The following is a 26,599-nucleotide window of genomic DNA, read 5'->3' as shown; positions in this document are numbered from 1 at the left end:
AATAGTACACTCAGTATCTCATGGTGTTCTACTCTTTTGAAGGTGGTCTCAGTTTGACGCTTACGTTAAATGCGGATTGTCCAAAGGCACTACGGTTAAACATTTGCGCTCGTCTCCTCGAAAAAAGATAGCACCCGGATACCCATCCAGGGGCATAAAAAATACGCCTATGCGGCGTGGGCCTTACTCGGCATCCGGGATAGGATTTCCGTCTTGGTCCAGGTCCAGCGACAAGAGATAAGCGGGGACGGACTCTTGTTGTCACCCCCCTCCAAAGGAATGGGACCCAATGGAGTAGCCAATCGGTTACGCATGGAGCGCTGCTTAAAACTGCTGGAGGATCAGCGCTGCCCTTCCGGCTACGTGTAAGCAGCCCAGGCTACGCAACTTTCGCTCACCTACTCACTTAATAAGCACTTGTATAATGTTTTCGGAAACACGCTTCAACACACGGTATCCTTTTGCAGAAGCGGTGGCTACACCCTCATCGTTGGAGGATACACGTCCATTTACTTGTGCAGTTCCATCATCGCGCACAAGCAGCTTTCCGATCATTCCGACAGGGGCCCATTCTGGTCTGTGTTCCCGGCTAACATACTCTTGTTCAGGATTCCAATCAGGATTAAGGACGGGGACGATATCATAGTGCTCCGGAGAAACTTCGATTTCCTCCTCCGTTTCATTCCCTTCGGAATCAATATTGGTAATAGTGTTTTTGACAGCAGGGATAAGAATCTCTTGATACTGAATCCGTCCCCACTCGTCAGTTACATACTTTTCCTTCCATGCTTCATAGGCATCACCTATGATAGCAGGGGTGGCGGACACAATCCCCAGGATATCGTCATCCTCAGATGTCGCTTTCCGGATATTTTCTCCATCCAGGGCAACAAAGAATCCTACGCGATCTTCTTCCTCAGTATTACCATCTAACCACTCGAAGTATTCCGCGTAGTCAGCACCAGTGGAATTGTAAGCTCCATCTGCGTAAGTTGTTCCGTTGAATAAGACTTTAAAGGCATTACTTTTTGCGTATATTGTACCATTGCCTATAATTAATGCTTCTCCAGAAGCATTGTATGCAGTATCTGTTATTGTAGTTGATCCAATATTGAATATACCAATAGCAGTTTGTGCATATCGTGCCTCTGTTCCAAGTCCACCTGCATGAGAGTAATTTCCTGTTGCTCTTGTAGAACCGTTTTGAGCATGAGAAGAAATTCCTGATGCGACTGAATTATCTCCCTCTGTATGAGAATTTGACCCAGAAGCTCTTGTTGAATCGCCTTCTGAATGTGATCTATGACCTAATGCCTCAGAAAAATTTCCTTCTGCATGAGAAAAGTTACCATATGCTTGTGTATAACTTCCTTCTGCATGTGATGCTGTTCCTAACGCCTTACCTCCACTTCCTTCTGCGTGTGACCCCCATGCAGAAGCTAGTGTATAACTTCCCTCTGCGTGTGATGCTTCCCCTCTAGAGGTAGTCAATATTCCTTCTGAATGATTTGCAAGTCCTAATGCAATTGTCGTTAATCCTTCGGCATGAGCACCTTTTCCAAATGCTCCGCATCCCACACCTTCTACATGTTGACCTCTTCCATTTAGATAATCATAAGATTCGTTATATGGTATTATGATCCCATATCCACCATCAGCATTTGCATTTGGTAGTCCATCAGCAATAATTACTGTATTGTCTTCTGGAAATGATACTATTGTTGTTCTAATACACGTAGCAATTGGATCAAATTCAGAAAGATAAGTTACTACAACATCTTGACCAATTGTGTATCCTTGTACTTTATAGGTGTCTTCACCCACTATAGTAAGATAACATTCATTATAGGCATTACCAATCCTTAAAGGCTCCCCTATTTCTCCATTTGCAACTATATTGGCTGCACCTTCTGCATGAGAAGAATGGTCATTGATATAATTTCCTGTACCTTCTATATGAGAATATCCACCGTTAATCTCTACGCTATTTAAGCGTCCCTCTGCATGGGTGGCGGTTCCTTTATTAAAATTAAACCATCCTTCCGTATGAGAATACGGGCCTGTTGATATATTTCTAGACCCTTCCACATGGGAAGCTTCTCCAATAGCTTGGTTATCCGCCCCTTCTGCCAAAGAAGCTGCTCCTGACGCTATATTATTAGTCCCTAAAAGAGTCGAATTGGCGCCTGTTCCCGAAGGGACTCCAGCAGCATATTGAGTAATAGCAGCGCGAACAAAAGCAGCTGACGCAGCGGTGGTATCATTTGTGGATGTACCAGCTGTGGGCACTTTAGGGGAGCCAGTGAAAACAGGAGAATCCAAATTAGCTTTTACACTAAGGGCGCTTTGTACAGATGCATCGACATAGCCCTTATTGGCAATATCGGTAGCATCTGAAGGAGTTGCTGCCCGGGCCCGGCCGTTGGCGTCTCGTTTGACCAGCGTTCCAGCCGTTGCTGCGTTGGTGGCTGCATCGACTGGAGCCAGCCGCGCTTCATGATCTGCAATATTTCCGCGGAAGGCGTCATGGTCATAGGCGGTGAAGTACCGCGCCACTTTCGTTCCCGGACTCCATGCTCTTGCTGTTGTTCCGTTGAAGCCACGGGTGACCCCGGTCAAGCTGTTGCCGGATTTGCCCGTATACAGGATGGTTTCCGGCATTTCATCCGTTCCGATGGTCGCCAGATTCGGAGCCGCAGGAAGGAGAGCCGCATTCACTACATCCATTGATCCGTCCGTTTCCGTAATCGCCGCGCTTAGTTCCGTCCGCGGACTGTTCGGTATTGCCGAATACATCGTTGTTTGCGCCATGGTTCAATGCCCTCCTTAACTAAGCGTCAGTGTCAGATTATTGGCTGATACGGTCAGTCTATCGTTTGTCAATATAGTTCTTGGGTTATCAACGGCGCCGAAAAATAATAAATTTCCGCCGGTTGCCGCATCCTTCAATCCGATATGTGTCACTGTTCCCCAATCCGCCGACGCAATCCCAAACTGTACTTGTGTGCTGTTTTTGAGAACCTGCTTACCCCCTTCAGCTGTTGGGGCAGCGAAAGTAACCGCAAGTCTTGCATAGCCGCCTCCGCTTAGCTCAGTGCCGGTGTCTGCCGCCGTAGGATTGGACGTATATAACGCCACATAGACTGTAGACGGCCGTGTGTATGCGGTGTTCCGAAACACTTGATTCAGAAGCGCAGAAGCCAAATAGTTGGAAATATTCATTGTTACTCCACCTCATATTCGTTTGTTATGGTAAAGCCTGCGAGAGGGCTTGCGCTGATATTGGTCAGCTCGTAAATGGGCGGAGTGGCCTCCATGCCGTCGGATTCAGCGTTGATTACGAACGGAGACGCCGTTAGGACCGTCTCGATAATCCGTTCGGGCCCATAGGCAAACGGATCGGCACATTTGAACGTCAACGTAAATTCTCCGTACCTGCCGAATTGCTCAGCGCCCAGAGAGCCGGTTATTTTGGCATAATAGGTGCGGTCCGGCACATCCGAAAAGATGAGCGGAGAGTATCCAATGGTCGGCTTCAACCAGTTATATATAGCGGATTGGCGTTTTTTGAACGGATCATTGTCCGGAGTAACATCAATGCGCAAGGTAAGGGTACGTTTCCTCCACTCGGTGCCGTAATCAATGACACCCGGCCTGCCGTCTATGTCCTCTTCTGTCTCTCGAAGCTCTGGAGAACCAACCGCATAGGACAGCAAATTAACCCCGAAATCCGTACATCTGCGCGACCGGTAAGTAAAGATATACGCCATGCTTACGCCCCCCCTCCGGTTAGTTGCTTGCGCAGCAGCTCGGCAGTTTCAAACCCGGATGCGCGGACAGTCTCTGTCCAGTCGGTGCCGTCCTCGAATGTTGCGCCGTTCATTTCGATGATTTTTCCGATATGCACCGTTGTAGGGCCAACGCTGGTGCCGGAGCTTACCACTTCAATCAGCGATTTAACCTGCGCCGGCGTCAGCGTTACCTCACCCTGGCGGAGTATGGCAGTCAGTTCATCGGGCATAAGCGTTAAAGCGCTGCGGAAGCTTTGGATGCCGGCAATGCCTCCGCTATGGAACAGCGGCATACCGTTTTTGTACCATGCTCCGTCTACGTAGACTGCGCCTATTTTTGCCCCGAGAGCTTGAGATTCCTTCTGTAAAACGAGCTTCTGGTTAGCATCGGCAGTCCACCAAGCGCTGGCATTTGCTTTCATTTGTGCAATTGCCCCCACCTCTGAAAACGGTACAGTCTGCGTCAGCATGCTGTCAGCCACAGCCATCTCCTGTTTAAAACGCGCCATCTCCGCCATGATCTTGGCATTTGTCGAGACAAAAGCGGCAAAACGGACATCTTCGGTGGCGGCATAGATGGATTGGACATCGCCGTTAAATCCCTCAATGGTCACCTTGATATCGTTATACCAGGATTCAATGTCGTTTTTGCGCTGCTCCAATTTGTTCAACTCCGCGTCACGCGCTTCTTCCAGTGCGGATTTCTGGTCTTCCACGTCCATCTTGCGAAGCTCTTCCGTCAATTCTGCATACCGCTTCTGACCGGCTTCACTTGTTGCCAGATGGTATTTCTCCGCTTCGGCCTCTAATTCCGAACGGCTGCGCTGGCGTTCCGACGCTTCGATTCCTTTGAGCCGCTGATCGTAATAGCTGGCTACCGCCTTTTTTTGCTCATCCAGAGCGTCAAGCTCGGCTTTTTTCTGCTTATCTATGTTGTCAAGCAAGGTCTTGGTGGCATTCCGCGTGCGCTCCTGATGCTCCTCTTCAGCTTCCTTGGCGGCGGATTCCGCCTCCTTGATCAGCTTCATGCGGGCATCATACATAGCCTTATCCGCAGCTTTATACTCGGCGGTATCCTCTTTATAACGGACTCTGACGCGAGTCCAGGCATCAAGCTGCATCTGCGCGATCTCGGATTCAGCCGCTCCTTTTTCCCGAAGACGGCGCTCCTCCATGTCGATCCAGTTGGCAGACACGTCGTACTCAGCCTTGGCTGCCGCTTCTTCATCCTTCAGCTGTTGCACATGAAGCGCCTTTAACTGAAGCTGAAGGGAGCGTGCGTTATCAATACTCTCTTGCAGATATTGTCCATGCTTTTCTTTAATCTGCTGGAGCGCTGCAATTTGTTGCTCTGCAGACTGGTCATACATCTCCGCTTCAAACCGCATGGTGGTCATAGCGGCCTCAAACTGTTCTTTTCGCAGCTCGGCGGCAATTTCTTCCGGAGTTTTACCCGATCCATTGGGATTCAGATTATTGTCCGGTATGGGTTTGTCTGCTTTTGTCGGGAGCTTAAGCTCCTTGTATGTGCCCGATGTGATGGAAGCAATTAGACGGTCAATATCTGCCAGTGTGGTCTGCAGGGTCATTTGCTCATTGACTGCTTCTTCGATATTCTTGTTGGCGCGGGCAAACTGCTTCTCGGTTATGAGATCGTCCACAGACAAACTGCCGGACTGGGCAATCTGGTCCATAGCGGTTTCCAAGCGCTTATAGGAGTCAACCCGGGCTTGCACATAGACAAGCTGCGCTGCTGTTGTATTCCGCAAGTTTTCGAGAAATGCCTTGTTGGAATAGGCGGCAACGGTCACAAGCTCCTTTTCCGCCTCAATCTGCTGATTGACGATACTCATATTGTTGATACGGACCATGCCTTCTTCATCCATTTCGCCAATCAGGCTTGGATACTCCGCTTTTAACTGCTTATAGATCGACAGCGTCTCTTCTTTTTGCGAGTTGTTCAGGGACTCTATGTTCGACAGCTCAACATACCTGTCCCGCAGCTCCTCCATCCGGTCAATATGCTGCACCTTTGCCGACAACGATTCCAGCTCCGCCCGTTTTTCGGACAAAAGCGCAGGCACAGACTCTTCAATTGCGCGAGTCAGCTTCACAATTGCTTCCTCCGCCTTCTCAGCGCCCTGATAGCCCATATCCCGAAGCTTGGCATCGGCCTTCTCCAATTCTTTGTCGAATTCGCGGAGTTCGGACATGGCCATTCCCATTGCACCTATGCCAATCCCTTTCGGCTTAAACGCGTCAATCTTTGCCTGAATATTCGCCCGTTCCTGAAGAACCTGCGTCGTTTCCGAAATTTCCGCACGCATTTCCTCAAGGTCGCCGGCTGTCCGTTTGAGCGGGGACTCATTGAGAGAGTCATTTAATGCTTTATTGGCTTCGGCAAAACGTTTTGTCGCTTCCGCAGCCTCCTGATATTTGCCATGCAAAACGGCAGCCCCTGCGGCCAGTGCGCCGACAGCCAGTGAAATTGCGCCGATAAGCGGAAAAGCGGCATTCGTTGCAATTCCCAACCCCGTTATGGCTACCTTTGCAGCCTCCAACGCCGTCTTCAGCGCCAAAAACGCCACCACTCCCCCGGCAACCAGCGGAGCTATCGTCGTAAAGGCGATAATGGCGCTCTGCAACGACGGGCTAAGAGAATTAAACCCTGACAATATGTGCGTCACGGCCTCTGCTGCCATGCGAATCGCCGGAGCAAATTGATCGCCTACTGTAATGCCGACGCTCTCCAGCGCCCCCTGCAATTGCTTGGTCGACCCCGACAATGTGTCCATCTGGGTTCCGGCCACCAGCTTGGCCGTCCCTCCGGCATTCTTCAAGCTTTCGGTATAGCTGTCAAAGGTGGTGCGTCCCTGGTCAATCAGGGCGATCAAACCGCCGGCGGCGGCATGCCCGACAAGAGTGGCGGCGGCATCCTCCTTCTGAGCTTTCGTCAGGTTGGCAAATGCGCTCTGCAATTGCCCAATCACATCGCCCAGCGGCCGAATGGAGCCGGAGGAATCGGTTGCGGAGACATGGAGCTTTTGCAGATACTCCGCCGCTTCCTTTGACGGCGAGGACAGCGACTCCAAAATAGAGCGGAGAGAGGCGCCGGCGCTTTCTCCCTGGATTCCCGCATCCGATAGTTGTCCGATAGCCGCAACCGCTTCTTCAAGGGATAGCTTCGTGGTCGCAGCAACAGGGGCCACGTATTTAAGCGCCGTTCCCAGGCTGGTTACATTGCTGTGAGTGTCCAGCGACGATTTCGCCAGAACATCCGCTACACGCGCCGTATCTTCCGAAGCTAACCCGAAGCCCTTCAGCGCAGCGGAGGTAATGCCCGCAGAGAAGGCAAGATCGGTTTGGCCGGCAGCGGCCAGGGTCAATACACCTGGAAGGGCAGCCACTACATCCCGGGTCTTCAGTCCGGATTGCGCCATAAGCGCCTGTGCTTCCGCCGCCTGTCCCGCCGTAAATTTCGTGCTTGCTCCAAAAGCAAGCGCCTGATTCCGCAGCGCTTCAAACTCTGTGCCGGTTGCCTGCGAAACTGCCTTGACCTTGGCCATGGATTGCTCGAATGCGGCGGAGGAGGCTATGGATTTTTGGATAAGCGCTGCCATTCCTTTGGCCAATGCCGTATAAGCCTCACCCAAGACGTCGACTTCCGTCCTTATCTTGGACAGGTTTGCCGCCGGCTTTTCGAATTCCTTCATTAGTGTGGCTATATCCCCCTCAGTGGCGCCAAGCTTGCGCATTTCTGCGGTTACATTGGCCAACTGGGCGCGCAACACCTCCGGATTTGCCTTAAGCAAGGCTTCATTGATCCTGTTGATCTGCGCGGCTGAAGCACCTGTGGCAGCCAATGCGGCATTCAGCTTGTCAAACGATGCTGCAGTCAGCGCGCCGTTCAGCTTGCCAAACGACAGCGACGCTTCTTTCCCGGCAACGGAAAGCTCGCGGGCCTTGGTTTTCGCCTTTTCCATACTGGCAAGAAACGAGTTGATATCCCGAAGGACCTTATCCGTCAGCTTTTCTATATTAATGATTTCCGTAATGCTCACCTCCCTAACGCAATGCCCTCCGCAACGCCTCAAAGCCCTCCTCGTCAAACTCCGTCCTGCGGGACTCCGTTGCGATTCCTGCACGCTGCTGGACGCTTTCGGTAAATCTGCACAATGCGGCGGCATCCGCCCCGTTGGACAAAAGGCCGATGCTTAGCTCTTCCAGGGTTTTGCCAGCTTCCATGCGGTTATGGGCTTCGATGACATCGAAGATATCCATAATGTAATACTCCGATTCAAACACCATTTGCGATTTGCCCAATTGGACCGCAGTTTGAATAAAGAACATATCAATGGTTATTGGCTGCCGGCGTCCGGCTTCGCCGGATTGATTCCCAACGGACCCAAGACGCCGCGCACGTTTTTTAGGAGCTCCGCAAAGTTATTCACCTTCGCCGTCTCCAACAGAAATGTGGCAAGCTCATCAAGAGCCCCATTCTGCTCAATCCATTCTTGCTCCAACCCTGTGAGCAGGGCGGTTATGCGTGTTACATCTTCAAGGGATTCCCGAACCGCCACGACAAAATATCCGGCCCGCTCCGACTGCGGCGCCGACAAAACACTGATGAGCAATTGCGGGAGCACATTAATAGTGCTGAACAGCTCGCGCCACTGCGCTATGGTAATTTTGCGCACCGGCACACGTTTCCCTCCGATGGTTACCGAATCCGACCGTACAAAGCGCATAGCTTCCTCTCCTCATGGCAAAGGGAACGGCAAGCCCGTCCCCTCTACGCTGATCTTCATGTGATTTAAGCCTGGGTAATGGTTTCGTCGCCCAGAATCAGAACAATGCCGTTCTCATCCGGAGTGGACCGGAGAGTAATGTTGGTGATGCGTTCATTTTCGTTATTGTACGTATAGGACAGGTCCGTCTCGGAATAGGCAAGGGGAATGGTGACCCAGTAGTCCTTGTCGGTCAGTCTGGCGATGGGCTTAATAACCGCCTTCTTCGCCGTATCCACAAGATTCAGGCCAACTCCCGTATTGATCTGGACCTTGGATTTATCGGCGTTGGTGACAACCGATGCGCCAACCATGATCTTCGGAATGATGGACAGCTCGTACTCCCCAAAGGGAATGGTGACGGAGACATTCCGCCCGGTAATCCGCTTGCCTACAATGGTTTCTCCCGTTTGATCCGTTTTTTGATCACGGTAGGTGGTTTCACTGGTCAGCACAACGCCGCCAATGGTCGTTTCAAACGATACCTTCTCGGCTCCTTCGCCATATTCTACAATACACGGTCCAAGTTCAATCTTATTAATATCCTGTGCCATTTCAATGGTCTCCCTTCGATTCTACATGGTTATTAAAGTAAAATTCAGCGAATACATAATGCGGTTGCTTTCGTCCTTGCCGGTATACCCGGGCGCGGATTGTTCCGCGGTGCATTTGACCACCCGCACTTCGCCAAGCATAAACTCCGACTTGCCGTGAAGTGCCGCATAAACGGCGTTCGCTGCCGCTTCAGCCGTAGCGGTGGATAGAGCGCGCACCACAATTTGAATGCCGGGCTCGGCTTTTTTCGTCCATTTGCTGGGAGCTTTGCCGCCCAATATTCTTGTATACGCACATTCCTCCGGACTGGCGGCGGCAAAATCATTGTCAACAAAGGCAATTTGCGGGACCTCTGTGCGCAAGTAAGAATTTATTTCCTCCACTGTCAACGCCATTTTATCGCCTCCCTGTGACAGCCTCTGCCTTAACGCTTTCTATGCCATCTGCTCACCTCCCTTCGCGCCTGCAATCGCAGGATCACACGCTTTGTCTCGGCAGGGCCGATCCGGCCGTGTCCCTCTCATAACGTATAGGCGCGAGACGGAGGAGAATATCGGTTATGTAGACAAAAAATTATTCAGTCGGCTTACATGGTAGATCACCATCTCTCCGGGGGTTGTATCCCGCATATATTGCGCCGATTGCCTCCGGTTGTGCTGATGGGCCTCCCGGTCACGAAGGCCGATATCCCGCTGGGGTCGCCGCTTCCGCGTAGGAAGTCGATAATCATGTCCGTCAACGCCCCTTTCCTCGGCAATTTTCAGAGCGAGTTCGCGTCTTCTGCGCGCCCGGAATTGAGTTTCCGAGAGGAACGGGTATTCCGTATGGGACACTTTGTACTCGTTCCTGTCCGTAAGCTCCTCATCCAGTATGGCGTTAGCCAATGCCTCCAGCAGGGCGGCATCGCCAGGCAGCGGGCGCGGCCGTTTGCCTTTGCAGCCATTTTGCATCCACTGCTCCATAGCGGCGGATACGCACGCAGAGTGGATCGCCGCGTAATCGGCTGTAATGGCGCGGATCACGCTTATGCGCTCCTCGCGACTGGCTATATCATAAGCTGCACCCTGATACATAAACCGGATCGTGTCGTCGTTCTTGCGCCGCTTCAAGATTTTTTGCAGTGCGGCGGCGGCAAGCTGCGCAGATTGGGCTGTATCATCCTGTGTCATATCGAAGCTTCCCCTCCTTCCACTTCGTTCCAAGAGGCGGCATGGACAACCACCAACTCCTCATAATCCCACCGGCGAAAAGAAGCGGCAATCCGTTCCAACGCCATATCCAGCAGCTCGCTGACGGTATTCTGGCGCACTCCCATAACAAGCGCCGCTTCCTTCTGCGAAAGCTGCCGGCTTCCATATACATAGGCCAGCGCCTTGGTTTGCCTCTCCGTTAGTCCCGCGGACCGGATCGCGCTGTCCAGATCAATGAGAATATCACTGGCCGCAGTATCGCCTTTATACCGTCTGCTGGCAATATGATACTGGTCACAAAGCAGCTCCCGGACGCCGGTTTTATCGTTTAACGCATACCTGGCGGATAATTTGCGCTGATCTTTTTCAATATCCACTTTTACCAAACCCATGACCTCATCTCCCATTGTGCAGAATTTGGATTCCACGCTGCGCAATTCATAAAAAATATATATTGCGCGTATTCACTCATTCTCTTAAATTTTACTCCGCATGGGAATGTATGTTCTGCTTTTTATAGATTCATTCTACCACGCTTGTATTTTTGCGTAAATAGCAATTTTTGCTGAAATGGCAAATGAAATTTGGGATTCTTGGAGGACTACTGCTCGCTCTTACTGCTGCTGCATCGGACTGGTCAAGAGAGGTGTTCGCCTCTGCTTCCCCGACCAATCTCGGTATAATCATATTTGCGGATACACTCCGCCCAATCCCCGCCAATCTCCTCGAAACAGGGATGCAAAAAATCCCACGTAGAGATTACGTAGGATTTGTGGTAAATAATGTGATAGGTAAACGTGTGGCTACGAATCCCTTGCGGATAGTTAACGCGGCTAATTTGACGGGATTTGTATGGCAAAGCAACGTGGAGATGCGAACGCTTAACAAATCGTTGACATATCGCGCCAGTTTATGATACGATATCAACCGTTGACGCTTACGAACAGGATTGAAACAATTGCGCAGCCCTTATAACCGCTGGCTTTGCGTTGTCAGACCGTATCCTGTGCGGTGATACGAATAAAGCGTAGTGAGAAGCGGTGAAACTCCGCAACAGCCAAGCCGGGATGGCGGAATCGGCAGACGCACAGGACTTAAAATCCTGGGGTGGGTGACCACCGTGCGGGTTCAAGTCCCGCTCTCGGCATACTTGATTTTCTTGGGTTCTGGAGGCTTTGACCAAAGTTGAAGCCTACCTGAACAGCCTATGGTTCTGTGTACCTGTAAGCTGCTTTTACGAGCGATTTCACTGCACAGAACTCCCTTGGAACGACTCCTTTTCAGTACTTGTCAAACACAAGTCTGAGGAGGAGTTTTTTCGTGGTACGGGTAAAAAAGATTAAGCAAATGACCGCGGTAAGCTGGCAGGATGCGTTAGGGCAGTTCCTGTTTTTTAAGAAAGCGATTTAAAACAAAACCTGTTTCAACACTTGGGGCAGGAAGATATCAAGCCCTGCACCTTTAATAACCGATTGGTCTATCTTCGGACGTTTTTCAACTGGTGTTTGGAACAGGACTACATTAGTGAAAACCCGCTGTTATCCATCAAGAAGAAAAAAGATGAAGGTCGAATCGTCAATATCCCTGCGGATGTTCTTAAGCATTTGCTTGAGCTGCCGGATAAAACAACCTTCGCTGGCTTGCGTGACCTCGGCCTTATCATGCTGACCATGGATACCGGTTTGCGTCCCAAGGAGGCTTTATTCTTGTCCATCGTTGATTTCAATCCAACCGCTCATGAAATCTACATTACTGCCGCTAACGCCAAAACAAGAGTGTCCAGAACCTTGCCCATTTCGTCACAAACTGTAAAAGTAATACGCTCACTAATCCAAGTCCGTCCTTTAGAATGGAATGAGGCGGTACCCATCTTCTGCTCCTGTGAGGGAAAAAAACTGAACAGGCATACGTGGGGTGACCGTCTTGAAAAGTACAGCGAGATGCTGGGATTCCACATACGCCCCTACGATTTGAGGCATTCATTTGCGTTAGAGTATATCCGCAATGGAGTCAATGCACTGGTACTGCAAAGGACTCTGGGTCACAGTGATTTAACAATGACGAAGCGGTATGTCGCATTAACCAATAATGACCTAAGAGAACAACATGCCGCTGCTTCTCCTTTAAGCAAGTTGCTTCCTGAAGTATCCAGAATTAAAAAGCTTAAGTAAGTCAGGTTCATTCCTACTACAAATTATTGCCGCGGCACAAATAGCCTACCTGCAAATGTGCCGCGGTCCTCCCTGCTTCCCTTCGCGAGACTCTATCCTCCTATCATCCCTAATCACTTAAACATGAATACGGCGTATATAAAGTATATAAACAATACGCTGCATGATATAATGAACTTGAATGGAGTTGATAACCATGGAATTTGAATTGCTCGATCCAAGAGTAGACGTAATTTTCAAGCGAATCTTCGGAAGCGAACATAACAAAGACGTATTGCTGGCGTTCTTGAACAGCACCTTTCGGGAAGCCGGGGAGCCGCCGCTGACGGAGATCGTGCTGCTGAATCCGTATTCGGAGCCAGACAGTCCTGGCGACAAATTGTCCATCATGGATATTAAGGCCAAGACGGCGAACGGGCAGCTTATTAATATTGAACTCCAATTGTTTAACCCGTACCATATGGAAAAGCGGACACTGTTTTATTGGAGCGAAATGTACTATCATCAGATTCCAAAGGGACACAATTACAATACACTAAAGAAGTGCATCACCATTAATATCTTGGATTTCACTCTCCTGAACAATGAGCGGTATCATAGCATCTTTCATCTGCGGGAGGATCATACCGGGATTCCGCTCACCGATGATATCGAGATTCATGTCATTGAATTGTCGAAGCTAGACGAGCATTCTGTGCCGCTGGAGGAAGGCGGACTGGTCAATTGGCTGCTGTTTTTGAAAGGCGTGGACAAATCCAATTGGGAGGTGCTGGCGATGAATGAGCCGATGCTGAAGAAAGCCATGGATACGCTGGAGTTCTTGAGTCAGGATGCCGCGGCCCGGATGGAGTACGAGGCCCGGATGAAGGCTCTAAGTGATGAGAAGTCGCGAATTGAGGGTGCAAGGCTGGAAGGCCAACGTCAGAAGGCAGAAGAAATGGCCCGTGAGTTGCTTGCTCTTGGAGTAGACATCTCTGTTATCTCAAAGGCATCCAAGCTTGTAGAGCAGGAAATCAGGAAGCTTATGCCGCTTCAATGAGTAAACCAAGAGTAGTTGCATTGAAGAAATGAAAAATAAGGGAGCTTCCCAATGCGGAGCTCCCTTGCTATTTCCCCCTCCGGAGATTTCTTTGGTGATTCCATATGGACAGGTCTTCACCAATAAATTTTTCGTAGACAGTCTGATTGAGGGTAGCGGATGCAATGATCGTTTTGATTTTCGGCAATTCCCGTTTGGAGACAAAGAAGATTGTATTACTTCCATGATAGTCTGATTTCTGGAAAGCTTCGGTCTCACGAGTCAGAAAATCAATAACCTTTGATTCAATCTTTACCTTGCCGCAGCTAACGAGTTCCAGCAAATCATCAGCAATGCCACTGTAGTTATATAGAAGGCATGGGATCGAAATATTCATTTCCGCATTCTTAATCATTGTGATTAGACTACTTAACGAATCTGCCTCCTTCAAGCAATAAGACTTCGCTTTATCCCCAAGTGTCTCCAGGTCAGTCAATTTGAATATAGAGCTCCAAGCAGCAGTAACCACTCACAAGCTTTGAGCGATATATGTAATCTTTTGAATGATGGACTGAATTTCATTGCTGTCTTTAATTGCAAACAAATAGTCCGCTTCGCCGCTTGTTGGCGGCAGCACAAATGTTGTTTTCCCGCTATGTGTTTTACCGACTGTAATGATGACTAATCTTTTCATAAGTGCAACTCCATTCTTACCTTAATGATGATATACTGGAAAAAACGGTTATTTATAAGGAGAGCGAAAGAATGATTGGCGAAGTAAGCTTGCTGACGAATGATGTGATTGCTCTCGCAAATTTTTATAAAACGATTCTGCAGATCGACAATGGCAGTAACGACCCTGTACATCAGTTTATCATTACTGAGGGAACTGCACTAACGATTTATAATGATGGAATCCATAGAGCCAAACATAACTCCAATATTGCATTGGCATTTACAGTGGACAATGTTGATGCCGAATACGAACGTTTAAAAAATAATCAAGTGGAGATTATTGAGCCGCCTACCACACGTCCGTGGGGAGCCCGCAACATGCACTTTGTTGACCCTGACGGCAATCATATTTACTTTAGAAGCTTTCCAACCCGTGACCAGGAATTCGACGTTTAAGACGTAAGCGGCTTATTGCTAACACAGCGGGATGAAATCGTGACATGGAAAAAAGCAGTCTCTAAAATGGACTGCTTTTCGCCAGTATGATTGAATTGTATCGGATGATGCTGGCGCTGAGTGGATAGAACTTATATATAGTATTAACGCTGGTCACTGATAGTTGCGCTGTTATTATACTGTGACAATGCCGTGGTGGGATCGTAAGGCGCTCCGGTTGGAGTGCCTACCAGCAGCGCAATATCTACCGCATTTTGTGGAATGCCCCAGGAATTATCCGAGAAAACGAAGATCGCCCGATCCACTACCCAGCCCCGTGTGTTATACACGACGTTATTCATAATTGTCCCTGTAGAGTTGGGATTCAGATAAGCGGATTGCCGGAGAGAATAGAACAAATTGTTTATGACGATTAAATTTGTCACATTGCCTTGGGTGACAAATCCGCGGTTAACCACCCAATCTGTGGAAGGACCGGCTTGGGGAGGGCCAAACAGGACGCTATTTTTCAACTGGTGATTGGAGCCGGCAAACTGAATAAACTCCACAGCGTACGGTAAATTACTGGTGATGGTCAATCCATCCAAAATAACACCTGTTCCTGTTACCAAAAAAGCTCTAACCGCGGCGAGCAGCTGGATCACCGTATTGGCGTACCCCTTCACCGTTATATCCGCTTTATTGATGGTGATCGAGGCCGTAATGGGATAAGTTCCCTCCAGTATATGAACGATACCTGTAGGTGAAACAGCGGCAAGCCCCTCCTGGATTGTACCGAATGGACTCGCCTGGGTTCCGTTGCCGCCAGTAGCTCCTGCCTGGACATACACATTGAACGGATTGGGTTCAAATACTCCTGTTGCACCGGTTGCTCCCGTGGGACCCGTATCGCCTATTGGCCCTGTTTCCCCTATTGGTCCCGTTACCCCAGTCTCTCCTGTTGCTCCTGTAGGCCCTGTATCGCCTGTTGGCCCCGTTGCCCCTACTGTGGCCCCTGTTGGTCCAGTCTCTCCCGTCGCTCCGGTTGCTCCTGTCGGACCCGTATCGCCTGCTGGCCCTGTATCCCCTGTTGCTCCGGTAGCTCCTGTTTCCCCTGTGGCACCCGTTGCTCCTGTTGCTCCTGTTGCTCCCGTGGTTGAATCGAGGGCTTGCATCAGGATTACCTCATCCAGCAGCGTACTGCTGGTACCTGGTGATAGAACGTTGCTGAAGGAGAGTTGTGCGAATGCAGCATTGTCGGGAACTGCTTCCGTAACCCCTTCATACGACTGCCAAAATGTATTCGATAGCGTGTGGGCTGGCACGGCCAGAGTAAGCCCCGTCATCAGGAAGGCAAAACTGGCATTGAAGAAGTTGACCGTCACCATAATCGATTGACTGGGGAGTCCCTGTGCATTTTTCAGCGAAAATGCAAGGTAATACCCTTGCCCCGGAGTCACCGGTACTCCCTGCTGCAACGATGAGGGAGTCGCACCGCCTGCCATTTCGGCACAGAAGGCCCCATCCTTGGCGCCATTGCTGATGGAGCAATTAACTGGAAACCAATTGCTGAAGCCTGCTTCGAAATTGGGATTGACCAATCTGTTGTTAAGCTGAATAGACATTTTCTCTTCTCATCTCCCTTTTCCATAAGATGTTGTTTTCATAGAATTAAAATATCATATTCAATTCTTCCTGATGTTCTACAGAAAATCAGCGGATCTCCTTGCACAAAAAATATCCCCCTGGGCATCACCCAAGGGGATATTCTTCCTCTCCATGTAACCCGCCGTCAAGGCCTTACCGTACACGGAATTCATAAGTATGCCGGGGATAATGCTCCCCGTCGTCGTAGCCGAAGTATACCTCGTCCTCTGTCAGCTTGGTGATGGAGCCGCCGCAGTCAACGAACTTGCCGTCCTTCCATATTTCCACCGCGACCGCAAAATATAAAGCATTGTCAAAATCGACGGACGCCGTCAGGACATCTCCTTTTTTAAACATAAGCCCCATATCCCCCTCGCAGAATTTCTCTCATCATAGAACAGAATGCGCACTTTTATCAATCATTCCTGGCAATGTTCTTAAAAGCTTTGGATTTGACCCGATTGTGAACCGGAACCGGCCCTTCAAACTACCTACCGGATCAGGGTAGGCGGTGTTTTCCCCTGCACGAAAGCCGTCAGGTTCTCCGCGGCCAGCATGGCCATTTTGAATCGTGTTTCCCCGGTGGCCGAGCCGATATGCGGGGCCAGCACCACATTGTCCAGCTTGGTCAGCGGATGATCGCCGGACAGCGGCTCTTCTACGAACACATCCAGCCCCGCGGCATGGATCACCTTCTCCCGGAGGGCCTCCACCAGCGCCTCTTCGTCTACCGTCGCTCCCCGGGAGCCGTTAATGAAGATGGCTGACCGCTTCATCAGGCTGAACTCCCGCTTGCCCATCAATCCGGCCGTAGACGGGGTCAGGGGAGTCATGAGGCACACGAAGTCCGCCTCCTGCAGCAGCTCCTCCAGCCCGCAGTAACGCGCGCCAAAACGCTCCTCCACCTCAGGCTTGCGGCTGCGGTTGTGGTACAGAATGTTCATGCCGAAGCCGAACTTGGCCCGCTGCGCAATGGCCGCCCCGATGCCGCCCATGCCGATGATTCCCAGGGTTTTGTGGTGCACGTCCACGCCATACCAGCTGTCAGCCGGCTCCGTTCCCCATTGGCCCTTGCGGACAGCAGCATCCAGCTCGGGAATTCTCCGCGCCGCAGCCAGCATCAAGGCGATGATAGTGTCCGCCACTGTTTCATTCAGCACCTCGGGCGTATTGGTTGCCGCAATCCCCCGCTTTTTCAGCTCATCCAAATCCAGATTATCGTAGCCTACCGATGTATTGCAGACAATCCGAAGCCGCGGCGCCCGGTCCAGAAGCGCCCGGTCCACCTTCAGCCCGCCGCCCAGAAGCCCCTCCGCCTCCTTCAAGGCGTCCAGGAAGCTGGGATAGACCACATCCGTCAGCTTTTCAAAATAGGTAACGGTACAGGTTTCGGATAAATAATCCAGTACAGCGGGGTCCACTTTTTTGTAGACAATGATGTTGGGCTTGGTCATGCTCTCCACTCCTTTGGGGGATTGTCTTTTATGTAAAGTAAAAAGCACCGGCTGCCACAAGGCGCCGATGCCTCTTATTGCTGCAGTCTAAAGTTTAATGCCGTCCGGACCCGTGACTGTCCATGGCTCCAGCATGAATTTCCGGATAGGTGAGCAGGTTTTCATCATGATAGGTTCCAGGCACTTCCGCCAGCCTGTAGTCGCTCCACTGGTCTACAGTCAGCTCATACAGAGGCAGCAATCTGCCTTCGATGCTGGAATCCGCCTTGGCGATAAAACGGGCGCCGAACTTGCGGTAGAAGGACTCCGCATGGGGATCGGCGAAGAAATACAGCCGCGGAATGCCCAGCTTGCGGCATTGCTCCAGGGCATGCTCCATCAGCTTGGTGCCGATGCCTTGCCCGATATATTCCGGCCGGATATAGTTGTGCTCCAGCCAATAGCCTTTATGGATAAACACTCTTCCCGCCCAGTAATCCTCGTCGGCCTTCACAATCGCATAATAACCAAGTATCATGCCGCCGGTCCGAGCGGTGTACACCAAATTCTTGCTGATATAGTCTTCCGTTATGGTCAGTTCGTCCCGCCAGATTTCGTAATACCGGTCAGGATAATTGCAGTACCGTTTCGAGCGAAAAGTAAGATCCGTCAATTGCATATGATCCGCTGCATGGGCTTTTTCAAAGGTTATCGTCATAAGAGCTCCCTCTCTATTATTTTCCCTTTAAGCTTTCAGCGCCAACTCCAAAATGATTCATTTTCAAACACAGGTGCATGTTTAAGAGGTCATTGGCTTGTGATAGGTATGAGGTTTTTTGAAAACGGATGAAAAGGGTGAGGTTTTTCGTGAAAGAGAATTTGGAAGAGGAAAAAGCAGTGAGATTGTGAAGCCTGATCCCGGGTTCCCCTATGTCAGCTCCTTTCTTTTATAAATAACAGTGTTCCCCAGGCGGGGTCTTACGCGGCTTTTTTTCGAGTCTCCGGCGTGATGCCGCCGAAAAGCTCCCTTACTCCATTATATGCCGGAGACAGCGGAGAAAACCCTTCCGGATTGGTGCTTTCTGTGAACAAACTCCCCAAATCGCACCCTCCATGCCTTACTCCTTCTCCATTGCAGGCGGGTTTTCCTCTATTTTCTGAAAAAAAGCTTCATACCTCTATTATAACGGAATATTCAGAAAATTGGCAAATGAACTTTGGCGAATAGTGGACCCATTTTTTCCGTTCCCCGGTTTGGCGGCAAAGAGTTATAATGAGGATGCCAAAGAAAGGATGAACCAACATGTCTACACCGAAAACCAATGCTCTGCGCATGCTGGACAAGCACAAAATTACCCACACTGTCTTGGAATATGACCATGAGGACGGGCAAATTCACGGAACGGCGGTGGCCCATAAGGTAGGCCGCCCTCCTGAAGCGGTATTCAAAACGCTGGTGGCCCACAGCGGGAGCCGCCTTTTTGTATATGTGATTCCCGTAGGCGATGAGCTGGACCTGAAGAAGGCGGCCCGGGCTGCCGGGGAAAAGAAGATAGAAATGCTTCCCATGAAGGAGCTGCAGCCCTTGACCGGCTATATCCGCGGCGGCTGCTCGCCGGTGGGCATGAAGAAGCTGTATCCCACCTTTATCCATAGAAGCGCGGAGACGCTTGAGCGGATGGCGGTAAGCGCCGGACAGGTGGGGCTGCAGATGGAGCTTGCCCCCCGGGAGCTGGCCGGGTTGGTGCGGGCGGTATTTGTGGAGTTGGTTAAGGAAACAGACGTGCAGGAGCAGATAGTGGAGGAGTAGCTGATGGGGGAGTGTTCAGTGTGCGCTGACATTATGGACCATCCCTTTTCAGACTAATCCGCTCTTTATCCCGGCTCCGGCCTGTTGAATTGGAAATAGAGGAAGGGGACTGTTCGTCCCCCCCCTTGCCCCCTCCCCGTCACAACTGCTTCCGGTAGAACAGCGGCGGATGTCCCGTCACCTGCCGAAACACACGGCCGAAGTGGGTCACGCTGCCGAAGCCGACCTTCCTGGCGATGAGACTCGCCTTCATGCCGGTTTCCTCCAGCAGCTTCATCGCCTCCTTCACCCGTACGCTGTTCACATACTCCACAAAAGCGAAGCCCGTCACCTCCTTGAAGAACCGGCTCAGATAATACGGGCTGATAAAAAACCGCTCCGCCAAGAGCTGCAAGCTCAGTTCCTCCATATAATGCTCGTTGATGTGCCGGACCACAGCGGAAATCCGCTCATGCATGGGGCTGGGATACTCCGGCTGCTCCTCCCCCTTCTCCGCCATCCTGCGGCAGCTGAACAAGAGCAGCTGCTGCGCCAGCGTCAGAGCAAACATCTCAAATCCCGGCTCCTTCCGCTGCACCTCCCCGATAATCCTCCTGGCCAGCTCATCGGTATACAGCCGCTCCTGCAGACTGCACCGGACAATCCGGTAATCCGCCCCCAACAGCGGAGCCAGCACCTCCTTGCCTCCCTCCTGGCTGGGCAGCATCAGATCCCGGTGGATATTCAGGATCAGCCGCTCATGCTGGGGCTCCGCCGCATTGGTAGTACGGTGCAGCACATTGGGGGAAACAATCATCACATCCCCCTCCTGGATCACCAGCGTCCTGTCCCGGATAAAAAACTCCCGTTTGCCCGATAACAAATAATAGATTTCATAAGTGGGGTGAAAATGGCTGGTAGCCATATGATGGGACAGCGCCTGCCGGTGGGTCAGGGAAAAGGTCCCCTCCCCATTCTGGTAAGTCAAGTCTTCCACAGCCATCCCCTCCTGCTATTGGCGTTCATCAGAACCTTTATTTCCTTATGGTATAATTTTGCACGCATTCCCGCAAGATATAAGAAGAATTATCGCCATTCCGCAAATAATGTGCATTTTCATATGATATTATCATGGAAGAAGAGAATGAATCTCAAGGAGGACCATCCATCATGGCAGAAAAAACAACACTTACCCCCATCGGCTGGGCAGAAAAAGCCTGCGAAGCCCTGATGCACAAATTTGAGCCCGAGCAATTGCCGCCGGACCGCTTCCACTACCACCAAGGCGTATTCCTCTCCGGCATGGAGAAGGTTTGGCAGCAAACCCATGAGGACAAATATTTCACCTACATCAAGCGCTGGGTGGATTCTCAGGTGCAGCCGGACGGCAGCATCAAGAAATTCAACCGCGATGAGCTGGACGATATCCAGCCGGGCGTGCTGCTGTTCAACCTGTACAAGGAAACCGGCGACGAGCGCTACAAAACCGCTCTTTTCACCCTGGTGCCCCTCCTGAAAAGCTGGAACGTCAACGAAGAAGGCGGCTTCTGGCACAAAGGCCGTTATCCCAACCAAATGTGGCTGGACGGACTCTACATGGCCGGACCCATTGCCACCATGTTCGGCAAAACCTTCGGCGAGCCGGAATATTTCGACATGATGGCCTTCCAAGCTCTGCTCATGCATAAGCATACCTATGATGAAAAAACCGGTCTGCTTTTCCACGGCTGGGATGCCAGCAAGCAAACCCCTTGGGCCGATCCGGTAACAGGCCGGGCGCCTGAGTTCTGGGGACGGGCTATCGGCTGGTACCCGGTTGCCCTTCTGGAAATGTTCGAATACATGCCGGAGGATCACAAGGACAAGGCGCGGCTGGTGGAAATCACCAAGGATCTTCTCATCGCCCTAACCAAGTTCCAGGACCCGGCTACCGGCCTGTGGTACCAAGTGGTGGATAAGACAGACCGTCCGGACAACTGGCTGGAAAACTCCTGCACCGCCCTGTATGTTCATGCCATTGCCAAGGCTGTCCGCTTCGGCTATCTGGATGAAAGCTACATGGAGTATGCCTGGAAAGGCTATCAGGGCGTCATTGACACCCTGAAATTCGATGATGAGGACTTTGTCCGCATCGGCAACATCTGCATCGGCACCGGCATCGGCGACTATGCCCACTACATCGCCCGCCCCACCAGCGAAAACGACCTGCACGGCGCAGGCGGCTTCCTCCTCATGTGCGCGGAAATGAACCTGGCCAAGCCCCGCGGCTAAGCTTGCACCTATATGCCAACAGACCGCCCTTCCGATAGTATTAATAGCGGAAGGGCGGTCTGTTTCTTCTTATCACACGGAATGCATTACAGCTTCTCATTCCGGCTATACATACTCTCCTTCTGTACCCGGATCAGCACCTTGCCGAAACGGCCGCCTTGGCTGACCGGCACCGGCCCTTCTCCGTAGGTCGCCGCTACATAATCGGATACTATCCGCCGTGTGGGATGATCATCCCGGATACGGCTGTGCTTGAGCAGCGACATAACCTCGTCGACAGCCTGCTCCGGGCTGTAGTCGGCCGACTTCATCTCCCAGGTTACAATCGATTCATAGGCGAAGCCTTTCAGATAAAGCAAATGAAGCAGATACCCCATATCCGGCGCTCCTGCACCTTCCCGCTTCCCCCCGCCTCCGACAAGCGGCAGCACTTCGTTCAAAAGACTATGCTCACGTTCTCCCGCCGAAAGGCTGATGTAGCAATACCGGCGGGCGCAGGCAAGCACCCTCTCAACACTCTTCCAATCGGCAATCGCCGGGCACATGGAGACAAATACGAGATCAAAGGCCTGTTGCCAGCCTTTTGCGGCAATATCAAGCTCCTCGAACGCCTGCGGAACAATGTCCACCCGCGTATGCTCCCGGTTCAGCTCCTCCGTGTTCTGCCGCAGCAGCTCCACCAAGGGCAGGCATGGTTCAACAGCTGTCACAACCGCTCCGCGTTGGGCGAAGGGAACTGCGAAGCCTCCCGAGGCCGCTCCGATGTCCAGCACACGGAGCCCCTTCAAATCAATGTTCTGCCCTTCGATCCAACGGATAATCCGCTCGCTGCGCCGCCTGCCCCCCTCGCTGAATACCTCCCGGTTAAAGCTGTCCGCCTTGCCGTCGAAGCTGCGGGTCATATCAATTCCCGCCTGCTTCATCCGGTTGGTTTGGGCCATCGGGTCCTCCTCCCACGCTTGCTCCCATGCTGCTGCATCAAACCATTCCTTTTTCATAGTGCCTTCATCCTTTCCTTGTCATGTATAACCGGCGGTAATTTCCGGTTAGATAAAGGTTATTGTAGACTATTAATATCTACGATTGGGCAATTAAAACAGCGGAGCGTTACTCCGCCGGTATCGTCTGTGCGGTATGCGCCATTTGGGCCACATCGGCAATTGTCTTCCCCTTCAGATACTGCTCCATCAACTGCTCCGCCTGAGCCACCACCTGCTTGACCACACACCCGCTTCCATGCGCCAGGCTGCATTCAAAAATCGAGTTCGTCCCTTCAATCGCCTGAATAATGTCGAGGAAGGAAATGTCCTCGCCCCTCTGCTTTAACCGGTAACCCCCGTTAACGCCGGATACGGATTGAATCAGTCCCGCCTTTACCAGTTGGGTCATCATCTTGGACAGATAGGTGCGGGAAACGCCCAATTTATCCGCCAGCACCTGTACGCCCACCGGCTTGTCAGGCGGAGCCATCACAAGATGAAGCATGGTATGCAGCGCATAGTCCGTCGCTTGCGAGTATTTCATCTTCCTCTCCCCTTCTGATTTCGTTCATGCTTTTAATTATCGACTTAATGAGTCTATAATATCCTTAAAAAGAGGAAATGTCAATGCCTTCAAAACATCCATTTAACTGATTCGCCGGTCATAAACCGTGACGGATCATGTAGGCATCCGCTCCGGATTTGTCGCAATGCGCGATTGCCCAAGAAATAAAAAACCGGTTCTGTCGCAGATTCACCTGTACAGAACCGGTCCTTTGCCGCCGCGGCGCCGGTTAAGGCTGAGCCAGCTTGTTCACGTACCATTTGGCTACGGGAGTGTTTAATGTCCCCCGCGGGAACGTCAGCAGACTGTTCAGGGTAATCCGGTATACGCCGGGTTCTTCGGGAAGCGGAACATCCAGCTTAAACGCCGCGCCTTCAACCGGAACGGCGAATGTGCCGACAGTCTCATCCGGGTTGTCCTCCCTGGTTACCTTCACACTCAAGCTGCCTGTGACGTCATTGGTCACGGTTCCGCTTATAGTAAACGTACTGCCGGCGGTTTCCGCATAGGCTTGTGACGGGTTCACCCCGCTTACACCCACAAAGCTTCCCGACACATTGGAGGTATCGACTTCAGGCTTAACATTGCGGTAAGTCAATTCCGCCTGAAATTTTTTTATATATAACGGACGCCTGCCTACCTCTACCCTCACCTCCAACTCATTCAGTCCGATATCCGTGCGGGTATTGCTGATATAGGAATAATTGTACAGCTCCTTAAGCCCCTCCCTATCATTAAGAGTCATGGAAGAAATGGCATAGGCCCGATTCTCACCATTTATCCGGTTTTCCGCCAGAATCATAGGAAAATCATATCCCGAAAGATTCCCGACCATACGAACCGTATAGTCATAGTTGTCTATGGACTCCGGAATCCCATAATCCTCCACCTGATAAGTCCTGTAGGTGATATCCAAATCCCTCGTTTCCGGACTCCACACCGTTTCGTAGCCCAGCATATCCTTCAAATCCACTTGGTACGCATACAGCAAGCCGTCCTCCAGGACAGGCGCCTGATACTGTTCAAAGGGCTGAAGCGGAAGGCCGAACCAGCTCCTCTCCGCCTGTTTCTCGCCGGGGTGCAAGGTCAGCTCATAGTTTCCATCCGTTAATCTGACAGCGCCATTTTCATCCTTTTGCGCTTCATATCCAAGCTTCCCGGCAATCCACTCCACAGATAAAAACGGCATCCCCTGCTTAACCACTCCAACGTTTGCCCCTTCGTAAGCGACCCCTTCCGCGCCAATGGCAATACCGCTTAGCTTTATGGCTTCCTGTTCTTCAACAGCAAGCAGCCCCTCCATAAGCCTCCTCTCCGCCCCGGCAGGCTCCGGGATAAAGAACAGCTTGCGCGCCGCTTCGTTCCAATCCAGCTTGCCGAAGGAAGCCAGGTCGTTGAGCACAATGGCCGTTTTTCCGCCAATATTGAAGGAACGGATAGATTCGCCGTTATATGTAGCCCGGATATCGGTAAAAAACACCTCTCCTATCTTCTGCCCTACCGGCAACTCCTGTCTGGAACCAACATCATGGGGATGTACGGGTTTCCCTGCAACGGGAACAATCGCTACCTCCTTGCGCTGGGGAATCCAGGCCACATCAAACCCGTAGCTCCGCAGATCCTCCGCCACCACTGCCGTCAAGCCATCGATATTCATAGAAGCAATAGCACTGCCGTTCACCTGAGCTTCAATATCGGTAGCCAGGACCTGGCCAACAACATCTCCCACCTGCGGAGAGGCTTCCGCTCTGGCAGCCCCTGCCACAACGCCCCCCGCCAGCATTGCACAAACCGCCAATCCTGCTGCGAGCTTTTTAATGGAACCAATCATTGGGTTTCACTCCTTGTTTTTGGGGCCGGGAAACTTAAAGCCGCCCCATTTCTCAGCTACAATATAGACGCCAGCTTTGGCAGAAAGTTCCTTAGCCGTCCGTGTGCACCTTAAATAGGGACGTTGTAAAGAATGTAAACATTCTGATGTGGTCAAAAAAAGCTGCCCCCCAGGTACTTGGAGACAGCTTTCCGTATGGCGGTTATTTTCAATATGTTCCTCTTGTAAGCCAAATCTTGTTCAACGTCCGAACGTCCGCCGCTGCGACACAAACTCCGTAGCCAAGAACGCGCAGCCTGCCAAAAGCGACGCCGCCGCGGCGAACCAGTATATGCTGGGTCCGCCATAGTTGTCGAACAGCCATCCTCCTATCGTTCCCCCGGTCATGCCTGCCAGCCCCAAATACACCATGGACAGCAGGGATTGGCCGGTGGAGATCAACTGCTTGGGCAGCACCCGGACGGTGTAATAGACGGCGGTGAGCCAGAATACCGCATAGGTAACCGTGGCTCCCGCCTGGAGCAGCACCATAACCCACGGCGCGGTTGCCAGCGCATAGCCGGTCCAGCGCAAGGTATACAAGAGGCAGACCAGCCCGAGCAGGGTAAGCTCCCTTACCTTATGCAAATATTTGTTCAGAAAGGCAAACGCCGGGATTTCAAACAGGGCATGCAGCGCCCAGGAATAGCCGACCAGAGCTTCCGAGCCTCCGGCATCCCGGAGATAGAGACTGAACATCACATCATGCATCCGGTGCGGCACCGACATAATGAAGACCAATAGCAAAAACCACAGAAATGACCCTTTGGTTAAAATCGGCTTCAGCGAAGCAAGCGTCATCCGCTCCCCTTCGGTTGGTTCATCCCTAAGCCGGAGCAGCAGAAGCAGGGCGGGAATCCACAGGGCCCAGAAGAGATAGGACAAATTCCCGATCCCAACAAAGGAACCGAACAGTAGTCCTGTGCCAATCAGAATCGTCATGTAACCCATAGACCCGAACAGCCGGATGCTTCCGTAGGAAACGCCTCTTTTTTCCGTGGCCTTAATGGTAATGCTGTCCATCAAGGGCAGCGTGGGCAGCCAGAAGAAATACACCATCGTGGCAAAAAACAGCGCACTGCCGTAGCCCGAGCTTTGGAACAGCCCAATGCTGGCGAGAATGGACATCGCCCATAGCCCGGCAATGATCTTTTTGACCGTGCCCAGCTTGTCGCTTAAATATCCCCAGAAGGGCTGGAACAATACGGCAAGCAGCGGTCCCAGCATCATCATGGTGCCGATCTGGGAGGAAGTATACCCCTTCGCGGAAAAATATACCGGCAGATAGGGCGACAAAATATTGGTGGCATACAGCCAGAACTGCAATCCCCGCAGTGTAGGAAGCTGCTTGTCGCCGGAGGTTGTCCGGGATGATTGGTCTTCATTCTGCGGAAGTGTTTTGTGTGAAATATGCGTTGTCAT

General features: G+C 51.4%; 25 protein-coding genes and 1 tRNA gene. 6 read left to right on the top strand and 20 right to left on the bottom strand.

Going from position 1 to position 26,599, the window contains the following annotated elements; translation table 11 throughout:
• Nucleotides 1-402: 402 nt before the first annotated feature.
• The 10 genes from DQG13_RS04670 to DQG13_RS04630 all read right to left on the bottom strand — a co-directional run bounded on the left by DQG13_RS04670 (nucleotide 403) and on the right by DQG13_RS04630 (nucleotide 10,715).
• Nucleotides 403-2,727 carry a peptidase G2 autoproteolytic cleavage domain-containing protein gene (locus DQG13_RS04670; protein ID WP_181592577.1) on the bottom strand — a complete coding sequence of 775 codons (2,325 nt, stop codon included), beginning with the start codon at nucleotides 2,725-2,727 and terminating at the stop codon, nucleotides 403-405.
• Nucleotides 2,728-2,826: 99 nt separating this feature from the next.
• Nucleotides 2,827-3,222, bottom strand: coding sequence for a phage tail fiber protein (locus tag DQG13_RS04665; RefSeq protein WP_113018569.1), 396 nt, complete (start codon nucleotides 3,220-3,222; stop codon nucleotides 2,827-2,829).
• A gap of 2 nt (nucleotides 3,223-3,224) precedes the next feature.
• Complete coding sequence (locus tag DQG13_RS04660) at nucleotides 3,225-3,770, bottom strand: distal tail protein Dit (protein WP_113018568.1); 546 nt, start codon at nucleotides 3,768-3,770, stop codon at nucleotides 3,225-3,227.
• Between the two features lie 2 nt (nucleotides 3,771-3,772).
• On the bottom strand, nucleotides 3,773-7,852 hold the full coding sequence (locus DQG13_RS04655; RefSeq protein ID WP_181592576.1) for a phage tail tape measure protein: 4,080 nt from the start codon (nucleotides 7,850-7,852) through the stop codon (nucleotides 3,773-3,775).
• A 4-nt stretch (nucleotides 7,853-7,856) separates the two neighbouring features.
• A complete protein-coding gene (locus DQG13_RS30660) occupies nucleotides 7,857-8,072 on the bottom strand; it encodes a hypothetical protein (RefSeq protein ID WP_181592575.1) in 216 nt (71 codons plus the stop codon).
• Nucleotides 8,073-8,149: 77 nt separating this feature from the next.
• Nucleotides 8,150-8,539: a hypothetical protein gene (locus DQG13_RS04650; protein WP_113018566.1), complete on the bottom strand. Its 390-nt coding sequence runs from the start codon at nucleotides 8,537-8,539 to the stop codon at nucleotides 8,150-8,152.
• Nucleotides 8,540-8,604: 65 nt separating this feature from the next.
• A complete protein-coding gene (locus DQG13_RS04645) occupies nucleotides 8,605-9,132 on the bottom strand; it encodes a hypothetical protein (RefSeq protein WP_113018565.1) in 528 nt (175 codons plus the stop codon).
• Between the two features lie 21 nt (nucleotides 9,133-9,153).
• Complete coding sequence (locus DQG13_RS04640; RefSeq protein ID WP_113018564.1) at nucleotides 9,154-9,528, bottom strand: minor capsid protein; 375 nt, start codon at nucleotides 9,526-9,528, stop codon at nucleotides 9,154-9,156.
• A 162-nt stretch (nucleotides 9,529-9,690) separates the two neighbouring features.
• Nucleotides 9,691-10,302, bottom strand: coding sequence for a hypothetical protein (locus DQG13_RS04635; protein WP_113018563.1), 612 nt, complete (start codon nucleotides 10,300-10,302; stop codon nucleotides 9,691-9,693).
• Entirely contained in the window at nucleotides 10,299-10,715 is a 417-nt protein-coding gene (locus tag DQG13_RS04630; protein ID WP_113018562.1) for a sigma factor-like helix-turn-helix DNA-binding protein, read from the bottom strand. The genes DQG13_RS04635 and DQG13_RS04630 overlap by 4 nt, the downstream gene beginning before the upstream one ends.
• 669 nt (nucleotides 10,716-11,384) lie before the next feature.
• On the opposite strand from DQG13_RS04630, the gene DQG13_RS04625 reads away from it, so the two are divergent.
• The 3 genes from DQG13_RS04625 to DQG13_RS04615 all read left to right on the top strand — a co-directional run bounded on the left by DQG13_RS04625 (nucleotide 11,385) and on the right by DQG13_RS04615 (nucleotide 13,533).
• Nucleotides 11,385-11,470, top strand: a tRNA-Leu gene (locus DQG13_RS04625).
• A gap of 358 nt (nucleotides 11,471-11,828) precedes the next feature.
• Nucleotides 11,829-12,494 (top strand): tyrosine-type recombinase/integrase, encoded by a 666-nt coding sequence (locus tag DQG13_RS04620; protein WP_258525456.1) that lies wholly within the window; start codon nucleotides 11,829-11,831, stop codon nucleotides 12,492-12,494.
• Between the two features lie 181 nt (nucleotides 12,495-12,675).
• A complete protein-coding gene (locus DQG13_RS04615) occupies nucleotides 12,676-13,533 on the top strand; it encodes an Rpn family recombination-promoting nuclease/putative transposase (protein ID WP_113018561.1) in 858 nt (285 codons plus the stop codon).
• Nucleotides 13,534-14,041: 508 nt separating this feature from the next.
• Here the strand turns inward: DQG13_RS04615 and DQG13_RS30655 are convergent.
• Complete coding sequence (locus tag DQG13_RS30655; protein ID WP_181592580.1) at nucleotides 14,042-14,206, bottom strand: hypothetical protein; 165 nt, start codon at nucleotides 14,204-14,206, stop codon at nucleotides 14,042-14,044.
• Between the two features lie 71 nt (nucleotides 14,207-14,277).
• Here DQG13_RS30655 and DQG13_RS04605 point away from each other — a divergent pair, with 71 nt between their 5' ends.
• The gene (locus DQG13_RS04605) at nucleotides 14,278-14,643 is read left to right on the top strand and encodes a VOC family protein (RefSeq protein WP_113018559.1); all 366 of its coding nucleotides are present in this window, start codon (nucleotides 14,278-14,280) and stop codon (nucleotides 14,641-14,643) included.
• A 143-nt stretch (nucleotides 14,644-14,786) separates the two neighbouring features.
• On the opposite strand, the gene DQG13_RS31725 is transcribed toward DQG13_RS04605, so the two are convergent.
• The 4 genes from DQG13_RS31725 to DQG13_RS04580 all read right to left on the bottom strand — a co-directional run bounded on the left by DQG13_RS31725 (nucleotide 14,787) and on the right by DQG13_RS04580 (nucleotide 18,420).
• Entirely contained in the window at nucleotides 14,787-16,247 is a 1,461-nt protein-coding gene (locus DQG13_RS31725) for an NTTRR-F1 domain (RefSeq protein WP_146767103.1), read from the bottom strand.
• 175 nt (nucleotides 16,248-16,422) lie between these two features.
• Nucleotides 16,423-16,626: a hypothetical protein gene (locus DQG13_RS04590; protein ID WP_113018558.1), complete on the bottom strand. Its 204-nt coding sequence runs from the start codon at nucleotides 16,624-16,626 to the stop codon at nucleotides 16,423-16,425.
• A 134-nt stretch (nucleotides 16,627-16,760) separates the two neighbouring features.
• Nucleotides 16,761-17,723 (bottom strand): 2-hydroxyacid dehydrogenase, encoded by a 963-nt coding sequence (locus DQG13_RS04585; RefSeq protein WP_113018557.1) that lies wholly within the window; start codon nucleotides 17,721-17,723, stop codon nucleotides 16,761-16,763.
• Between the two features lie 94 nt (nucleotides 17,724-17,817).
• Nucleotides 17,818-18,420: a GNAT family N-acetyltransferase gene (locus tag DQG13_RS04580; protein WP_113018556.1), complete on the bottom strand. Its 603-nt coding sequence runs from the start codon at nucleotides 18,418-18,420 to the stop codon at nucleotides 17,818-17,820.
• Nucleotides 18,421-19,005: 585 nt separating this feature from the next.
• Between DQG13_RS04580 and ybaK the strand changes: the two genes are divergently transcribed.
• Nucleotides 19,006-19,512 (top strand): Cys-tRNA(Pro) deacylase, encoded by a 507-nt coding sequence (gene ybaK / locus DQG13_RS04575; protein ID WP_113018555.1) that lies wholly within the window; start codon nucleotides 19,006-19,008, stop codon nucleotides 19,510-19,512.
• A gap of 139 nt (nucleotides 19,513-19,651) precedes the next feature.
• Here ybaK and DQG13_RS04570 read toward each other — a convergent pair whose 3' ends face one another.
• Entirely contained in the window at nucleotides 19,652-20,488 is an 837-nt protein-coding gene (locus tag DQG13_RS04570; protein ID WP_113018588.1) for an AraC family transcriptional regulator, read from the bottom strand.
• Between the two features lie 173 nt (nucleotides 20,489-20,661).
• Between DQG13_RS04570 and DQG13_RS04565 the strand changes: the two genes are divergently transcribed.
• Nucleotides 20,662-21,762, top strand: a complete 1,101-nt coding sequence (locus DQG13_RS04565) for a glycoside hydrolase family 88/105 protein (RefSeq protein ID WP_397333927.1) — start codon at nucleotides 20,662-20,664, stop codon at nucleotides 21,760-21,762.
• An 86-nt stretch (nucleotides 21,763-21,848) separates the two neighbouring features.
• On the opposite strand, the gene DQG13_RS04560 is transcribed toward DQG13_RS04565, so the two are convergent.
• The 4 genes from DQG13_RS04560 to DQG13_RS04545 all read right to left on the bottom strand — a co-directional run bounded on the left by DQG13_RS04560 (nucleotide 21,849) and on the right by DQG13_RS04545 (nucleotide 26,599).
• Entirely contained in the window at nucleotides 21,849-22,760 is a 912-nt protein-coding gene (locus DQG13_RS04560; protein ID WP_113018554.1) for a class I SAM-dependent methyltransferase, read from the bottom strand.
• A gap of 109 nt (nucleotides 22,761-22,869) precedes the next feature.
• A complete protein-coding gene (locus DQG13_RS04555; protein ID WP_113018553.1) occupies nucleotides 22,870-23,286 on the bottom strand; it encodes an RrF2 family transcriptional regulator in 417 nt (138 codons plus the stop codon).
• Between the two features lie 250 nt (nucleotides 23,287-23,536).
• Entirely contained in the window at nucleotides 23,537-25,138 is a 1,602-nt protein-coding gene (locus DQG13_RS04550; protein ID WP_113018552.1) for a stalk domain-containing protein, read from the bottom strand.
• A gap of 240 nt (nucleotides 25,139-25,378) precedes the next feature.
• Complete coding sequence (locus DQG13_RS04545; RefSeq protein ID WP_113018551.1) at nucleotides 25,379-26,599, bottom strand: MFS transporter; 1,221 nt, start codon at nucleotides 26,597-26,599, stop codon at nucleotides 25,379-25,381.

It is taken from the genome of Paenibacillus sp. YN15, assembly GCF_003285005.1.
Lineage (GTDB): Bacteria > Bacillota > Bacilli > Paenibacillales > NBRC-103111 > Paenibacillus_AR.
The sequence above is the reverse complement of the archived record's forward strand: the minus strand, read 5'-3'. Positions and strand labels throughout refer to the sequence as shown.

What these genes read in the sequence shown, in the direction of transcription:
- DQG13_RS04555 (WP_113018553.1), bottom strand. Translation starts at nt 23,286, where the DNA reads ATGAAATACTCGCAAGCGACGGACTATGCGCTGCATACCATGCTTCAT.
- DQG13_RS04560 (WP_113018554.1), bottom strand. Translation starts at nt 22,760, where the DNA reads ATGAAAAAGGAATGGTTTGATGCAGCAGCATGGGAGCAAGCGTGGGAG.
- DQG13_RS04565 (WP_397333927.1), top strand. Translation starts at nt 20,662, where the DNA reads ATGGCAGAAAAAACAACACTTACCCCCATCGGCTGGGCAGAAAAAGCC.
- DQG13_RS04665 (WP_113018569.1), bottom strand. Translation starts at nt 3,222, where the DNA reads ATGAATATTTCCAACTATTTGGCTTCTGCGCTTCTGAATCAAGTGTTT.
- DQG13_RS31725 (WP_146767103.1), bottom strand. Translation starts at nt 16,247, where the DNA reads ATGTCTATTCAGCTTAACAACAGATTGGTCAATCCCAATTTCGAAGCA.
- DQG13_RS04580 (WP_113018556.1), bottom strand. Translation starts at nt 18,420, where the DNA reads ATGACGATAACCTTTGAAAAAGCCCATGCAGCGGATCATATGCAATTG.
- DQG13_RS04660 (WP_113018568.1), bottom strand. Translation starts at nt 3,770, where the DNA reads ATGGCGTATATCTTTACTTACCGGTCGCGCAGATGTACGGATTTCGGG.
- DQG13_RS30655 (WP_181592580.1), bottom strand. Translation starts at nt 14,206, where the DNA reads ATGAAAAGATTAGTCATCATTACAGTCGGTAAAACACATAGCGGGAAA.
- DQG13_RS04650 (WP_113018566.1), bottom strand. Translation starts at nt 8,539, where the DNA reads ATGCGCTTTGTACGGTCGGATTCGGTAACCATCGGAGGGAAACGTGTG.
- ybaK (WP_113018555.1), top strand. Translation starts at nt 19,006, where the DNA reads ATGTCTACACCGAAAACCAATGCTCTGCGCATGCTGGACAAGCACAAA.
- DQG13_RS04640 (WP_113018564.1), bottom strand. Translation starts at nt 9,528, where the DNA reads ATGGCGTTGACAGTGGAGGAAATAAATTCTTACTTGCGCACAGAGGTC.
- DQG13_RS04670 (WP_181592577.1), bottom strand. Translation starts at nt 2,727, where the DNA reads ATGGATGTAGTGAATGCGGCTCTCCTTCCTGCGGCTCCGAATCTGGCG.
- DQG13_RS04545 (WP_113018551.1), bottom strand. Translation starts at nt 26,599, where the DNA reads ATGACAACGCATATTTCACACAAAACACTTCCGCAGAATGAAGACCAA.
- DQG13_RS04585 (WP_113018557.1), bottom strand. Translation starts at nt 17,723, where the DNA reads ATGACCAAGCCCAACATCATTGTCTACAAAAAAGTGGACCCCGCTGTA.
- DQG13_RS30660 (WP_181592575.1), bottom strand. Translation starts at nt 8,072, where the DNA reads ATGGATATCTTCGATGTCATCGAAGCCCATAACCGCATGGAAGCTGGC.
- DQG13_RS04550 (WP_113018552.1), bottom strand. Translation starts at nt 25,138, where the DNA reads ATGATTGGTTCCATTAAAAAGCTCGCAGCAGGATTGGCGGTTTGTGCA.
- DQG13_RS04635 (WP_113018563.1), bottom strand. Translation starts at nt 10,302, where the DNA reads ATGACACAGGATGATACAGCCCAATCTGCGCAGCTTGCCGCCGCCGCA.
- DQG13_RS04615 (WP_113018561.1), top strand. Translation starts at nt 12,676, where the DNA reads ATGGAGTTGATAACCATGGAATTTGAATTGCTCGATCCAAGAGTAGAC.
- DQG13_RS04630 (WP_113018562.1), bottom strand. Translation starts at nt 10,715, where the DNA reads ATGGGTTTGGTAAAAGTGGATATTGAAAAAGATCAGCGCAAATTATCC.
- DQG13_RS04605 (WP_113018559.1), top strand. Translation starts at nt 14,278, where the DNA reads ATGATTGGCGAAGTAAGCTTGCTGACGAATGATGTGATTGCTCTCGCA.
- DQG13_RS04590 (WP_113018558.1), bottom strand. Translation starts at nt 16,626, where the DNA reads ATGTTTAAAAAAGGAGATGTCCTGACGGCGTCCGTCGATTTTGACAAT.
- DQG13_RS04645 (WP_113018565.1), bottom strand. Translation starts at nt 9,132, where the DNA reads ATGGCACAGGATATTAATAAGATTGAACTTGGACCGTGTATTGTAGAA.